Genomic DNA, 13,754 nt, shown 5'->3' with positions numbered 1-13,754 from the left:
GGACTCTACGGGCCGCCCGGGATCGGGAACCTCGGCGAGCTGGTCGGCGACGTCGTGTCGTTGCCGCCACCGCCGCCGCTGTTGGACTCGCCGATCAGCAGGGTGATCGTCTCGCTCTTGGTGATCTGGGTGCCCGCCGTCGGCACGCTGCCGGTGACCTTGCCGTCCATGTCCTCGTCGGACAGCTTGTCGGACTGGTAGTTCACCGTGCCTTCCCAGCCCATCTGCTGGAGCTTCTGCAGCGCCTCGTTCTGGGTCAGGCCACGCAGGTCCGGCATCGAGATCTTCTGCTGCGACCCGTTCGACACCGTCAGGACCACGGTCGAGTTCTCGCGCTGCTGGCCCGCGTTCGGCTTCTGGTTGAGGACCTGGCCCTCCGGCTGGTCGGAGTCGGCCTCCTGCTTGCTGACCTTGAAGCCGAGCGCCTCCAGGCCGGCCTTCGCGACGTCGTACTGCTGGCCGGTGTAGTCGGTGACCTCCACCATGTTCGGCGTCTTGCCGACCTTGATCGTCACCGTGCTGCCCTGCGCGATCTGCGTGTTCGCGTTCGGGTTCTGGCTCTGGACCTTGCCGTACTGGTCCTCGTCGTCGACGTCCACCTCCTGGACGTTCGGGTCCAGGATCAGCCCGGCCTGGTTGAGCAGTGCCTCGGCCTCGTCCCGGGTCTTGCCGAGCAGGCTCGGCACCGCGACGTTCCCTGGCGCGCGCCCGATGTACAGCGTGATCTTCTGGTCGAGCGCGACGCTCACGCCGGCGGCGGGATCGGTGTTGATCGCTTTGCCGATCGAGTCGGCCGAGCAGGTCTCCACGCCGTTGGGCTGGCGCACGCACGGCTTGTCCGCGAGCACGATGTTGGTGAAACCCTTGTCCCGCAACGTCGCCTCGGCCTGCGCCTGCTGCTGGCCGTTGACCTCGGGGATCATCGCGGTCGCCGGCTTCGACTCGAACGCGCCGGCCAGCCACATGATGAACGCGATCAGGCCGAGTGCGATCAACGTGAAGATCACCGCGGCCGTGATGCGCCTGCGCTTGCGGCGCTTCTCGTCCTCTTCGACCGCCTCGGGGTCGTAGTCGTAGTCGGCCGCGTGGCCGGGCGCCCCGCCGATCACCTGCGTGCGCTCGTCGGCCGTCATCACCATCGGCGCCGACGGCCGCTGCCCGGACAGCGTCCGGACCAGGTCGGCGCGCATCTCGGCGGCCGACTGGTACCGGTTGGCCGGGCCCTTGGCCAGCGCCTTCAGCACGATCGCGTCGAGCTCCGCCGACACCGCGGGGTTGACCGCCGACGGCGCCTTCGGGTCCTCCCGCACGTGCTGGTAGGCCACCGCGACCGGCGAGTCACCGGTGAACGGCGGCTCGCCGGTGATCAGCTCGAACAGGACGCAGCCGGCGGCGTAGACGTCGCTGCGGGCGTCCACACCTTCGCCGCGCGCCTGCTCCGGCGACAGGTACTGGGCCGTGCCGATCACCGCGGCGGTCTGGGTCATCGCGGCCTGGCCGTCGTGCATCGCGCGCGCGATGCCGAAGTCCATCACCTTGACCGCGCCCTGGTCGGTGATCATCACGTTGGCCGGTTTCACGTCCCGGTGCACGATGCCGTGCCGGTGCGAGAAGTCGAGCGCGGCGCAGACGTCCGCCATGACCTCCATGGCCCGCTTCTGCGACAACGGCCCCTCGGTCTTGACGATGTCGCGCAGCGTCCGGCCGCGGACGTACTCCATCACGATGTAGGGCAGCGGACCGTACTCGGTCTGCGCCTCACCGGTGTCGTACACGGCGACGATCGCCGGGTGGTTCAGCGCCGCGGCGTTCTGCGCCTCGCGGCGGAACCGCTCCTGGAACTGGGGGTCGCGGGCGAGGTCGGCACGCAGGATCTTCACGGCGACCTCGCGGCCCAGCCGGACGTCCGTGCCGTGGTGGACCTCGGACATGCCGCCGTAACCGAGCGTGTCGCCCAGTTCATAGCGGTTGGACAGCATCCTGGGTGCAGTCATCGGAGAAAGCCGTTCCGTTCCGTCCAAGGTGTGCTCATCATGCCTCGTAGGTCGTCTCTTCAGGGGGAGGGAGTTGCCGCGTGCCGGGAACCATGTCGGTCGTGCCGACCTGACCGCCCGGGACCCGGCCGGTTCCGCGGTCGCCACCCCAGTCGGGCAGGAACACCAGCAGAACCACCACGATCCCGGCCACCAGAACGGCCAGCAGCACCCACACGGCGATCGGCACCCGCCGCCGCGGTGGCACCGGCATCGGCAGCACCCCGCTCGGGTGCGGCATACCGGGTGGGTTGACCGGCTGCATCGCCGGCTGCGAAACCGGGCCGACGGCAGCCACCGGGCCGACGACCGGGGCATAAGTCTGCACCAGTCCGGACGGCGTCGGTAACGCGTGCCCGTTGCGGACCGCGGCGATGGCGGCCGCGAACTCGCCGCCGCTGTTGTAGCGCTGCCGCGGGTCCTTGACCAGGGTCGCCTCGATCACCGCGCGGGCGTGCGGTGGCACGTCCGGCGGCAGCGGCGGCGGCAGGTCGCGGATGTGCATCATCGCGACCGTGACCGCGTTCTCGGACAGGAACGGCCGGTGCCCGGCCAGGCACTCGTAACCGCACACGGCCAGCGAGTACACGTCGCTCGCCGGTTCCGCGTCGTGGCCGAGCGCCTGCTCCGGCGCGATGTAGTGGGCGGTGCCCATGACCATGCCGGACCTGGTCACCGGCGCCGCGTCGGCGGCCTTCGCGATGCCGAAGTCGGTGACCTTCACCGTGCCGTTCGGCGTGACCAGGATGTTGCCCGGCTTGACGTCCCGGTGGACCAGACCGCGTTCGTGCGCGGCCTGCAGCGCGTTGCCCGCCTGCTCGAGGATGTCCAGCGTCCGGTCGGCCGCCAGCCTGCCCTCGCGCATCAGGATCCCGGCCAGCGGCTCGCCGTCGACGTGCTCCATCACGAGGTAGGCGATCGCGTGCTCGCCGGCGACCGTCTCGCCGTAGTCGTGCACGGCCGCAATGCCGGGGTGGTTCAGCGACGCGGTCGTGCGCGCCTCGGTGCGGAAGCGGTGCAGGAACTCCGCGTCCTGGGACAGCTCGGCCTTGAGCACCTTCACCGCGACGATCCGGTCCAACCGGGTGTCGCTGGCCTGCCAGACCTCGCCCATCCCGCCGACGGCGATCCGGTGGACGAGACGGTAGCGATCGGCCAGCAGCTGACCGGTGGACAGCATGCGCTACCCACCCCCGAGCTGGGCGTTGATCGCGGCGCGGCCGATCTCGGCCGCCACGGTGCCACCGGTCGCCTCCAGGCCGCGGTTGCCGCCGGACTCGACGATGACGGCGACGGCGATCTGCGGGTCGGCGGCCGGCGCGAACGCGGTGTACCAGGCGTGCGGCGGCGTCGCCTTCGGGTCGGTGCCGTGCTCGGCGGTGCCGGTCTTGGACGCGATCTGGATGTTCGCGCGCTTGCCGCCGCCCTTGGTGTTGGCCTCGGAGGCGATCATCATGTCGCGCAGCACGGCCGCGTTCTCCGCGGACAGCGCCGGCGTGCCGGTCAGCTCCTGCGGCGAGAAGGTCTCCAGGTCGGACAGGTCCGGCGCGAGCAGCTTCTTGATCAGCTGCGGCTTCATGGCCATGCCGCCGTTGGCGATCGTGGCGGACAGCATCAGGTCCTGCAGCGGGGTCAGCCGCACGTCGCGCTGGCCGATGCCGCTCTGGTACAGCGCGGCCTGCGAGTCCATCTCGCCGAGGCTGGACGGCGCGACGTTCATCGGGATCGACAGCGGCGTGCCGATGCCGAAGTTGACCGCGATCTGGTTCAGCTTGTCCGCGCCCAGCTCGCCGGCGAACGTCGCGAACGGCACGTTGCAGGAGTGCGCCAGTGCCTCCTTGAACGTGGTGCCGGGGCAGGCCGCGCCGCCGTAGTTCTCCAGCGTGGTCCGGGTGCCCGGCAGCTGCACGTTCGGCGCGTTGCTCACCGGGGTGTCGGGGGTGGCGCCGTTCTCCAGCTCGGCGGCCGCGACCAGCAGCTTGAACGTCGAGCCCGGCGGGTACGTCTGCGAGATGGCCCGGTTGAGCATCGGCTCCTTCGGGTCGTCCGCGAACTGCGTCCACGCCTCCTGCTGGGCGGTGCTGTCGTGTGAGGCGAGCGCGTTCGGGTCGTAGGACGGGGTGGAGATCATCCCGAGGATCTCGCCGGTCTTCGGGTTCATCGCGACCGCGGCGCCGGTGTAGCCCTTCGACGTCATCGCGTTGTACAGCGCCGCCTGGACGGCCGGGTTGATCGTCAGCTGCACGTTGCCGCCGCGCGGGTCCCGCCCGGTGACCATGTCCGACAGGCGGCGCACGAACAGCCGCGGGTCCTCGCCGTTGAGGATGTCGTCCTCGGCGCGCTCCAGCCCGCCGGAGCCGTAGCGCACCGAGTAGTAGCCGGTGACCGGCGCGTACATCGGGCCGTCGGTGTAGCGGCGCGCGAACTTCAGCTTGTCGTTCGTCGCCACGACGTCGGCGAGCACCTGGCCGTCGTACTGCGACACGATGCTGCCGCGCTGCCGGGAGTACTGGTCCAGCAGCACCCGCTGGTTGCGCGAGTCGGTGCGGTAGTCGTCGGCCTTCACCACCTGGATGTAGGTGATGTTGACCAGCAGCAGCACCACCATGGTGATCATGGCGATGCCGACGCGGCGCATGGGCTTGTTCATGCCGTCGGTTCCCCTGTCGGATTGCCCCCGGCCGGCGGCCGCTGCACCATCACCGTGTGCGCCTCGGCCAGCGGAGCCTGCTGCTGCGGCTGCTTGGGCCGGGGTTTCTGGGCAGGCCGCCGCGCCGCGTCCGAGATGCGGAGCAGCAGGGCGACCAGGATGTAGTTGGCCAGCAGCGACGAGCCGCCGTAGGACAGGAACGGCGTCGTGATGCCGGTCATCGGGATCAGCTTGGTCACCCCGCCGACGATCACGAACACCTGCATGACGATCGCGAACGACAGGCCGCAGCCGAGCAGCTTGCCGAACGTGTCCCGCACCGCCAGGGCGCTCCGCATGCCGCGAGTGGCCAGGAGCAGGTAGATCATCAGGATCGCGGCGAGCCCGACGAACCCGAGCTCCTCGCCGAGACCGGCGGTGATGAAGTCGGTGTTGGACTCCGGCACGATCTCCGGGCGCCCGGCGCCGAGGCCGGTGCCGCCGACCCCGCCGGTGCCGAGGCCGAACAGGCCCTGCGCGATCTGGTAGCCGCCGCCCGGGTCGGAGTAGGTCTCCAGCGGGTCGATCCAGTTCGCCACGCGCTGCTCGACGTGCGTGAACAGCTGGTAGGCGATCAGGCAGCCGACGATGAAGAAGCTCAGGCCGGTGACCACCCAGATCGCCCGCTCGGTGGCGACGTAGAGCATCACCAGCACGATGCCGAACAGCAGCAGCGAGGTGCCCAGGTCCTTCTCGAACACCAGGACCAGCAGGCAGACACCCGCCGCGATGAGCAGCGGGCCCAGGTCACGCGCGCGGGGCAGCTCGACGCCGAACACCTTGCGGCCCGCGATCATGAACAGGTCGCGTTTGGCCACCAGGAAGGAGGCGAAGAAGATCATCAGCAGGATCTTCGAGAACTCCGCTGGCTGGATCGAAAAGCCCGGCAGCTTCAGCCACACCTTCGCACCGTTGACCTCGGACAACGAGCTGGGCAGCAGTGCGGGCAGCGCCAGCGCGACCATGCCGACCAGGCCCGCGGTGTAGCCGTAGCGGGTCAGCGTCCGGTGGTCCTTGACCAGGATCAGCACGGCGAGGAACAGCACCAGCGCGAGCGCGGTGAACAGGACCTGCTTCGGCGCGTCCGCGGTGAAGTCCTTGCTGGCCTGCGTCGCCTTCTCCGCGTTGGCCAGGTCGATCCGGTAGATCATCACCAGGCCGAGGCCGTTGAGCAGCGCGACGCACGGCAGGATCAGCGGATCCGCGTACGCCGCCCACTTGCGCACGGCGGCGTGGGCGACCGAGAACAAGCCCAGGTAGGCCAGCCCGTACCAGACGATCGACCAGGACAGCTCCTGCTCCTGGTTCGCCTGCACGAGCACGAACGCGCACGTCACGATGAACGCGGCGAAACCCAGCATGGCCAGTTCCGTGCCACGCCGGGTCGGCATTTCCCGCGGGGGGTTGGTCGCGTAGATGGAGGCTGCCTGGTCCGACAGCGGTGGCTGGCTCATCAGCCACCGCCACCTGGCACCGTCGTCGTCGCGCAGTCCCTCCCCGCCTGCTGGCTCGTCGATTCACTCGGCAGCGTCGGCACGCCGGGAATGGTGGTCTGGGTGCAGTCCCGCAGCGTCTTGTAGCGCAGGAAGTTGTCGATGTAGTCGCGCGCGTCGGCCAGGCTGTCCTTCTTCACGCCGTTGCGCACCGCGGCCTGCGCGTCCTGCTGCAGCTGGGGCACGGTCAGCTCGTCGCACACCTGGTCGCCGGACGGGCACGAGCCCTCGGCCTGCTGGTGCAGCGGGATGCCGAGGATGCTGCCGGGCACGCCGCGGAAGATCGCGACCTCCGAATTGGCGCCCTCGCCGACGTAGTACTGGCTGAGCACGAAGTAGCGGGTCGCGATCGCGCCCGCGCCCAGCACCACCAGCACCAGCAGGACGCCGACGATCCAGCGCCACTTGCGGCGCTTCTTCGGTTCCTCCGGCGGCGCGATCATCTGCGGCGGCGGAGGCGGCGGCTGGGTCAGCGCGCGGGCCCTGGCCGCGGGGGAGTCGCCCTGGTGGTCGTACTGGTCGCTGCCGTCACCGGCCGCGCCGCCCACGATCGGGGCGTTCTCGCCGTAGTCGACGTCCACCACGTCGGCGACGATGACCGTCACGTTGTCGGTGCCGCCGCCCTTGAGCGCGAGCTCGATCATCCGGTCGGCGCAGTCCTGCGGATCCGGGATGCGGATCGCCTCGGCCAGCGTCTCGTCGCTGACCATGCCGGACAGGCCGTCCGAGCACAGCAGGTACCGGTCGCCTGCGCGGGCTTCGCGCACGGTCAGGCTCGGCTCCACCTCGTGCCCGGTGAGCGCCTTGAGCAGCAGCGAGCGCTGCGGGTGCGTCGCGGCCTGGTCGGCGGTGATGCGGCCCTGCTCGAGCAGCTCGTTGACGAAGCTGTCGTCGCGCGTGATCTGGGTGAGCTGCCCGTTGCGGAACAGGTAGGCGCGCGAGTCGCCGACGTGCACCATGCCGAGGCGCGAACCCGAGAACAGCATCGCGGTGAGCGTCGTGCCCATCCCGTCGAGGTCCGGGTCGTTCGCCACCAGTTCGCTGATGGCCGCGTTGCCGCCTGCCACCGCGTCTCTCAGCATGGTCAGCAGGTCGTCGCCGGGCTCGTCGTCGTCGAGCGGGGCGAGCGAGGCGATCACGACCTTGCTGGCCACCTCACCCGCGGCATGGCCACCCATGCCGTCGGCGAGTGCGAGCAGGCGGGGGCCCGCGTACACCGAGTCCTGGTTGCTGGACCGCACCAGGCCACGGTCGCTGCGGGCCGCGTAGCGAAGAACGAGTGTCATGGGCGAAGCTCGATCACCGTCTTGCCGATCCGGATGGGGACACCGAGTGGAACTCGGAGGGGTGCAGTGACCTTAGCCCGGTCCAGGTAAGTCCCGTTGGTCGATCCCAGATCTTCCACGTACCAGTCCGTGCCGCGCAGCGACAGCCGGGCGTGCCGGGTCGAGGCGTAGTCGTCGTCCAGCACCAGGGTGGAGTCGTCGGCCCGGCCGAGCGTGATCGGCCTGCCGTCGAGGGTGATCCGGGTGCCGGCCAGCGCCCCGTGGGTGACGAGCAGCTGGCGGGGCGTCTTGGCGTTGCCCCGCGGCTTCTTCTGCTCCTTGGCGCGGCGCAACCCGGGCATCGCGACCTTCAGGCCCGACGCCGCGTACAGGTCCGAGCGCACCACCCGAAGGGCAGCCAGCACGAACAGCCAGAGCAGCACGAGAAAGCCCACTCTGGTGAGTTGAACGACCAGCTCCGGCACGTGTCTCCGCCTTCTGTTCTCCCGACCGTGGCACGCGTGCGCCGCGGCGTCCCGCAGGGGTCATTCTGCGGGACACGGGATTTCGGGTGCGAACCCGGTCAGGCGCAGGTTACCGGCGCGCGTGTCAGCCCTGCGTGCGGAACACCAGCGAGGAGTGGCCGACCCGGATCACGTCGCCGTCCGCGAGCTGCCACGTCTGCACCGGGGTGCCGTTGACCGTGGTGCCGTTCGTGGAGCCGATGTCGGCGAGCGTCGCGCTCTGGCCGTCCCAGGTGATCTCCAGGTGGCGGCGGGAGACACCGGTGTCGGGCAGGCGGAAGTCGGCGTCCTGGCCGCGGCCGATGACGTTGCCGCCCTGCTTGAGGGTGTAGTTCCGGTTCGAGCCGTCGTCGAGCTGGAGAACGGCCTGCAGCTGGCGGCCCGCGCCCGGCGCTGCGGGCGGCGGAGCGTAGCCCTGCTGCGCGTACGGGTCCGGAGCGCCCTGCGGCGGACCGTAGCCGCCCGGCGGGGTGCCGTAGCCGGGCTGCTGCCCGTAGCCCTGGTCGTACCCACCCTGCGGCTGGCCGTAGCCCTGGTCGTAGCCGGGCTGCTGGCCGTAGCCCTGGTCGTACCCGCCCTGCGGCTGGCCGTAGCCCTGGTCGTAGCCGGGCTGCTGCTGCCCGTAACCCTGGTCGTAACCCGGCTGGCCGCCGTAGCCGGCGCCCTGGTCGTAACCGGGCTGACCACCGCCGTAGCCGCCCTGGTCGTACCCGGGCTGCTGGCCGTAACCCTGGTCGTAACCCGGCTGGCCATAGCCACCCTGGTCATAACCGGGCTGTCCCTGCTGTCCGTAGCCGTACTGGCCCTGCTGGCCGTACGGGTCACCCTGGTCGTATTGGCCTTGGCCGTAGCCGGGGGGCTGGCTCATTGCTGGGTCTCCTGCGTTGCTGGGTCGTGCTGACCGTCCTGCACCCGCGACGTTACGCGCGCTGACGTCGGGGTCGACGGATGAACGGGTCTTGAATTGTCCAGTATGCAGCGCGTCGTTGCGCTCGAGCGAAACTACGACGTCACCATAGGTGTCCCAACCGTGTTCGGCGAGGTGCTCCTTGACGGCTTCCGTGAGTACCCGGGTGACGCGCAACTCATCGCCGGCCATCCGGTCGTAGTCAGTCGGCCCCAGCGACACGATGTAGTGGTTGGGGGCGAGCAGCCTGCCACCGGCCAGCTCACGAACGTTGTCCTCGCCTTCGCGTTCCAGGGCCTGCGCCACCTCTTGCGTGACGACATTGCCGCCGAACATGCGTGCGAAGGTGTTTCCCACCAGGGATTCCAGGCGTCGATCGAAGCGCTCAACGCGACCCACGGAAACCCTCACCCTCCTCCGCACCATGTGCTTTCGCATCGATCCTATCGGGATCCGCGCCCTTCGACACGACCCCCGGTGAAGGGCCCCGAAACGGCCTGCTAGAGTTCTCTTCGCTGTCGCAGGCAACTCGGGCGAGTGGCGGAATGGCAGACGCGCACGGTTCAGGTCCGTGTGTCCGAAAGGACGTGAGGGTTCAACTCCCTCCTCGCCCACCCGATGACCCGGGCTCTGGATCCCAGAGCCCGGGTTTTTTCATTGCTCGACGTATCTGAACGACGGCGACGGCCGAGGCCTCGGATGCCCGCCCTGGCCGGGTGCTCGTGAGTGCCGTTGGTGATCTCAGAAGCTGATGTTGCCCTGGATGTCCCGCGCCTGGACGACGTTGCCGTGGACCGTGCCGGAAATCTGGTTGTTCGCGCCGTCGCCGTGCTGGCTCCACGCCTCGCGCAGGGCGCCGGCGAACTCCGGGTCCTCGCGGCCGGCCTGGTCGAGGCGCTCGGCGAGGACCTCGATGGTCTCCGGCGCCTCGGGCGTCGCGGTCTCGAGCACCGCGGTCGCCTCCGGGTCGTCGGCGAACCGCCGTTTGATCAGCTCGTACAGGCCCTGCACGGCCTTCGTCGCAGCGGCGGTGGCGATGCTCACCAGGATGGGTTCCGGCATGGACCCAGGGTAGTCACGGCGTCCAGTCCGCGTTGGCGCCGCAGAGCAGGACGCAGGGCACTTCGCCGGGCACGGCGCCGGCCAGCCACGCGGCGAACGGCACCGCGGCAGCCGGTTCGACGGCCAGCCGGAATTCGTCCCACAGGCGGTCCCGCGCTGCCAGGATCTCCGCCTCGCCGACGACCAGCGACCGCACGCCCGGCCCGGACAGCACCTCGAACGGGACCTCCCCGACGCGGGTCGCGCCCAGCGCCGACGCGGCGACCGAGTCCACCTCCGCGTCCACCGGGTGCCCGGCGGCGAGCGCCTGGTGCAGGCAGGAGCACCGCTCCGGCTCGACCGCGACCGTCAGCCGCCCGCCGGAGCCGAGCGCCACCCCGGCCGCGAGCCCGCCACCGCCGACGGCCACCGCGATCGCGTCCACCTCGGGCGCGTCGGCGACGATCTCCGCCGCCACCGTGCCCTGGCCGGCGACCACGACCGGGTCGTTGTACGCCTCGACGTACCGCGCTCCCGGCGCCTGCGCGGCTTCGCGGGCGGCCGCCGCCGCGTCCGAGTACCGCGTGCCCGCCCGCACCAGCCGGGCGCCGGCCGCTTCGATCCGGCGTGCCTTGCTCGGCGGCACGCCGTCCGGCACGAACACGGTCGCGGGCAGGCCGAGGATCGCCGCGGCGGTCGCCACGCCGATGCCGTGGTTGCCGCCCGACGCCGTGACGACCTGCTCCGGCCGCTCCCCGGTAAGCAGGGCGTTCAGCGCGCCACGCAGCTTGAACGAGCCGGTGCGCTGCAGGTGCTCGAGCTTCAGCACGAGCGGGCGGCCGTCGACTTCGGCACGCAGCACCGGGGTGTGGCGGACGTACTGGCGGATGCGTTCCGCGGCGGCGGTGACGTCGGGGACGACCGTGCTTGTCATGACTCCACTGTGCGCAGCACGGCCGTAAGCCGCCAGCGCTTTCCCGTTGCCCGGCATTAGCGATACTTACGGCATGCTCGTCGCCGAACGGCTGCGCGTCCTGGTCGAGGTCGCCCACGCCGGGTCCATCGCCACCGCGGCGCGGAACATGGGATTCACCGCATCCGCGCTGTCCCAGCAGCTGGCGCGCCTCGAACGCGAGGCGGGCTGCGCGCTGCTGGAGCGCCGGGCGACCGGCACGGTGCTCACCGAGGCCGGACGGCTGCTGGTCCGGCACGGCGAGGCGATCGCCGGGGAGCTGCGGGAGGCGGAGCAAACGCTTGCGGCCCTGCGCGACCAGCCACCCGCCGCGTTGACGGTGGGCACCTTCGCGACCGCGGGGCAGGTGCTGTTGCCGCAGGTCGTGGGGGAGTTCCGGCGCGCGTACCCGGCGACCCGGCTGCGGCTGGTGGACCTGGAGCCGCCGGAGGGCTACGACCTGGTGGTCTCGGGCGAGCTCGACCTGTTGATCACCCACCGCTACCCGGGGCGGCAGCTGCCGCCGTCACGCGGGCTGACGCGGGTGCCGCTGCTCGCCGACCGGCTGCGGCTGGTGCTGCCCGCCCACCACCCGGCGGCACGCAAGCCCGAGGTGACGCTGGTCGACCTCGCCGACGACGACTGGATCTCGGCCGACCGCCCGTGCCTGGACCTGCTGGCCGCCAAGGACGGGGTGGAGCCGCGGATCGCCTACGAGACCCGGGACTACGCGGCGATCCTCGCGCTGGTCCGGGCCGGGCTGGGCGCGGCGCTGGTGCCGGCGAGCGTGGTGCGTGGCGCCGACGGGATCGTGGTGCGCGACCTGGCCGGGAGCGCGCTGGACCGCGAGGTGTACGCGGTGCACCGGCCCCGGCCGGCCGCACACGTCGAGGCCGTGGCCGGCCTGCTGGCGCGGGTGGCGTCCCGGCTCAGCTGACGTCGACCAGGTCCACCACGAAGACGAGGGTCTCGCCCGGCTTGATGACGTTGCCCGCGCCGCGGTCGCCGTAGGCCAGGTGCGGCGGGATGACCAGACGACGGCGGCCGCCGACCTTCATGCCCTGCACGCCCTGGTCCCAGCCCGGGATGACGTGCCCGGCGCCGAGCGGGAAGCGCAGCGGCTCGCCCCGGTTCCAGGACGCGTCGAACTCCGCGCCGGTCGAGTGCGAGACGCCGACGTAGTGCACGGACACGACGTTGCCCGCGGCGGCTTGGGGGCCGTCGCCGACGGTGAGGTCGGTGACCTCCAGCTCGGCCGGGGGCGGCCCGGTCGGCTTGTCGACCTCGGGGCGTTCGAGTGCCATGCGTGTTCCTCCCTGTGTTTGCGGTCGCTGCACGGTACCCAGCGGCTCCGGGGGTCGCACGCCCAGCTCACGGTCGGCTGTTGTAATGAGCAGCGTGAACCTCGACGACCTCACCCCGCGCAGCCGCGCGGTGGCCGCCGGACGGCCGGACGAACCCGGTGAGCCGCTGAACACCCCGCTGGTGCCGGCGAGCACCTACCTGGCGGGCGCGGGCTTCCGGTACGCGCGGGAGGACGGCACGCCGACCTGGGCCGCGCTCGAAGAAGCGGTGGGAGCGCTCGAAGGCGGGCACGCGACGGCGTTCGCGTCCGGCATCGCCACCGCGGCCGCGGTGCTGGACCTGCTGGACGTCGGCGCCGAGGTCGCCGTGCCGGTCTACAGCTATGCGGGCACCCGCGGGCTGCTCGACCACGCCGCGGCCAAGGGGCGGCTGAAGGTGCGCCGCATCGAGCCGTCCGACCGGGAGGGCTGGCTGGCCGCCGCCCGCGAGGCCGACGTGGTGTGGGTCGAGTCGCCGACCAACCCGACCCTGGACCTGATCGACATCGCCGCGTTGACGGGCCACCGCGCGCGGGTCGTCGTGGACAACACGTTCGCCACGCCGCTCGGCCAGCAGCCGCTGTCGCTGGGCGCGGACATCGTCGTGCACAGCGCGACCAAGCTGATCGGCGGGCACAGCGACCTGCTGCTCGGGCTGACGATCGCGGCGGACGAGGGCGTGGCCGGGGAGCTGCGCGACGCCCGCACCCGGAACGGCGCCACGCCCGGCGCGCTGGAGGCGTGGCTCGCGTTGCGCGGGCTGCGGACGCTGCCGGTCCGGCTGGCCGAGCAGTCCCGCACCGCGGCGCTGCTCGCGGAGCGGCTCGGCGAGCACCCCGCGGTGACGAAGGTGCGTTACCCCGGCCAGGGCACGATGATCGCCTTCGACCTGGCCGACGCGGACGCCGCCGACCGCCTGTGCGCGTCGCTGCGGCTGATCCGGCACGCCACCAGCCTCGGCGGGGTGGAAAGCATCGTCGAGCGCCGCGCGATGTGGCCGGGCGACGCGCACGTGCCTGCCGGCCTGGTGCGGTTCAGCGTCGGCCTGGAGGACCCGGAGGACCTCTGGCGGGACCTGGCTCAGGCGCTGACCTGAGCCCGCCGCGTCAGCTGGTCCGGGTCCAGGTGCCAGGCGTGCACGACGCGCGGGTGGATCCGGATCAGCTCGTCGCTGAAGAAGCCGCGCCCGAACGACGGCGGCTCGACGCCGGTGAGCAGTTCGGCCGTGCCGCGGACCTCGACGCCGCGCCCCCAGCCGGGCTTGACGGCGCCCGGCTCGTCGGGGGCGATGTCGTCGACGACGAACGACACCTCGGGGTTGCGTTCGAGGTTGCGCCACTTCTGGCTCTTGCTGAGGTCGGGGCCGCCGATGTCGATCGTGCCGTCGTCGTTGAGCCGGAAGCCCAGCGGCCGGACCTGCGGGCGCCCCTTGGCGTCGACGGTGCCCATGCGGCCGAGCCGCTGGCCGGCGAGGTACGCGCGCTCGCGTTCGGTGAAGATCATGGCA

13 protein-coding genes and 1 tRNA gene are annotated in these 13,754 nt (G+C 71.3%); 3 read left to right on the top strand and 11 right to left on the bottom strand.

Translation table 11 applies throughout. From position 1 onward, the window contains the following. Positions 1-5: 5 nt before the first annotated feature. The 7 genes from pknB to AMYTH_RS0128670 form a co-directional block, all read right to left on the bottom strand. Positions 6-1,994: a Stk1 family PASTA domain-containing Ser/Thr kinase gene (gene pknB / locus AMYTH_RS0128700; RefSeq protein WP_027933155.1), complete on the bottom strand. Its 1,989-nt coding sequence runs from the start codon at positions 1,992-1,994 to the stop codon at positions 6-8. 37 nt (positions 1,995-2,031) lie between these two features. Then, on the bottom strand, positions 2,032-3,213 hold the full coding sequence (locus tag AMYTH_RS0128695) for a protein kinase domain-containing protein (RefSeq protein ID WP_027933154.1): 1,182 nt from the start codon (positions 3,211-3,213) through the stop codon (positions 2,032-2,034). 3 nt (positions 3,214-3,216) lie between these two features. Next, positions 3,217-4,683, bottom strand: coding sequence for a peptidoglycan D,D-transpeptidase FtsI family protein (locus tag AMYTH_RS0128690; protein ID WP_027933153.1), 1,467 nt, complete (start codon positions 4,681-4,683; stop codon positions 3,217-3,219). Continuing rightward, complete coding sequence (locus AMYTH_RS0128685) at positions 4,680-6,176, bottom strand: FtsW/RodA/SpoVE family cell cycle protein (protein WP_027933152.1); 1,497 nt, start codon at positions 6,174-6,176, stop codon at positions 4,680-4,682. The genes AMYTH_RS0128690 and AMYTH_RS0128685 overlap by 4 nt, the downstream gene beginning before the upstream one ends. Further along, on the bottom strand, positions 6,176-7,501 hold the full coding sequence (locus AMYTH_RS0128680) for a PP2C family protein-serine/threonine phosphatase (protein WP_020416272.1): 1,326 nt from the start codon (positions 7,499-7,501) through the stop codon (positions 6,176-6,178). The genes AMYTH_RS0128685 and AMYTH_RS0128680 overlap by 1 nt, the downstream gene beginning before the upstream one ends. Beyond that, complete coding sequence (locus AMYTH_RS0128675; RefSeq protein ID WP_026153666.1) at positions 7,498-7,965, bottom strand: FHA domain-containing protein FhaB/FipA; 468 nt, start codon at positions 7,963-7,965, stop codon at positions 7,498-7,500. Before AMYTH_RS0128675 ends, AMYTH_RS0128680 begins: the two co-directional genes overlap by 4 nt. Before the next feature lie 124 nt (positions 7,966-8,089). Continuing rightward, positions 8,090-9,310 (bottom strand): DUF3662 and FHA domain-containing protein, encoded by a 1,221-nt coding sequence (locus AMYTH_RS0128670; RefSeq protein WP_027933151.1) that lies wholly within the window; start codon positions 9,308-9,310, stop codon positions 8,090-8,092. A 132-nt stretch (positions 9,311-9,442) separates the two neighbouring features. On the opposite strand from AMYTH_RS0128670, the gene AMYTH_RS0128665 reads away from it, so the two are divergent. After that, positions 9,443-9,525, top strand: a tRNA-Leu gene (locus AMYTH_RS0128665). A 127-nt stretch (positions 9,526-9,652) separates the two neighbouring features. On the opposite strand, the gene AMYTH_RS0128660 is transcribed toward AMYTH_RS0128665, so the two are convergent. Together AMYTH_RS0128660 and AMYTH_RS0128655 are read right to left on the bottom strand one after the other, a co-directional pair. Continuing rightward, on the bottom strand, positions 9,653-9,973 hold the full coding sequence (locus tag AMYTH_RS0128660) for a hypothetical protein (RefSeq protein WP_027933150.1): 321 nt from the start codon (positions 9,971-9,973) through the stop codon (positions 9,653-9,655). A 13-nt stretch (positions 9,974-9,986) separates the two neighbouring features. After that, positions 9,987-10,886, bottom strand: coding sequence for a serine/threonine dehydratase (locus tag AMYTH_RS0128655; protein WP_027933149.1), 900 nt, complete (start codon positions 10,884-10,886; stop codon positions 9,987-9,989). A gap of 73 nt (positions 10,887-10,959) precedes the next feature. On the opposite strand from AMYTH_RS0128655, the gene AMYTH_RS0128650 reads away from it, so the two are divergent. Further along, complete coding sequence (locus tag AMYTH_RS0128650; protein WP_027933148.1) at positions 10,960-11,841, top strand: LysR family transcriptional regulator; 882 nt, start codon at positions 10,960-10,962, stop codon at positions 11,839-11,841. Here AMYTH_RS0128650 and AMYTH_RS0128645 read toward each other — a convergent pair. Then, on the bottom strand, positions 11,834-12,208 hold the full coding sequence (locus tag AMYTH_RS0128645; RefSeq protein ID WP_017986021.1) for an FKBP-type peptidyl-prolyl cis-trans isomerase: 375 nt from the start codon (positions 12,206-12,208) through the stop codon (positions 11,834-11,836). The genes AMYTH_RS0128650 and AMYTH_RS0128645 overlap by 8 nt on opposite strands. Positions 12,209-12,293: 85 nt before the next feature. Between AMYTH_RS0128645 and AMYTH_RS0128640 the strand changes: the two genes are divergently transcribed. After that, positions 12,294-13,343, top strand: coding sequence for a trans-sulfuration enzyme family protein (locus AMYTH_RS0128640; RefSeq protein ID WP_037322745.1), 1,050 nt, complete (start codon positions 12,294-12,296; stop codon positions 13,341-13,343). On the opposite strand, the gene AMYTH_RS0128635 is transcribed toward AMYTH_RS0128640, so the two are convergent. After that, on the bottom strand, positions 13,328-13,750 hold the full coding sequence (locus AMYTH_RS0128635; protein WP_027933146.1) for a PPOX class F420-dependent oxidoreductase: 423 nt from the start codon (positions 13,748-13,750) through the stop codon (positions 13,328-13,330). The genes AMYTH_RS0128640 and AMYTH_RS0128635 overlap by 16 nt on opposite strands. Between the last annotated feature and the right edge of the window lie 4 nt (positions 13,751-13,754).

The organism is Amycolatopsis thermoflava N1165, from assembly GCF_000473265.1.
GTDB lineage: Bacteria > Actinomycetota > Actinomycetes > Mycobacteriales > Pseudonocardiaceae > Amycolatopsis_E > Amycolatopsis_E thermoflava.
This window is presented reverse-complemented; position numbering and strand designations above follow the sequence as displayed.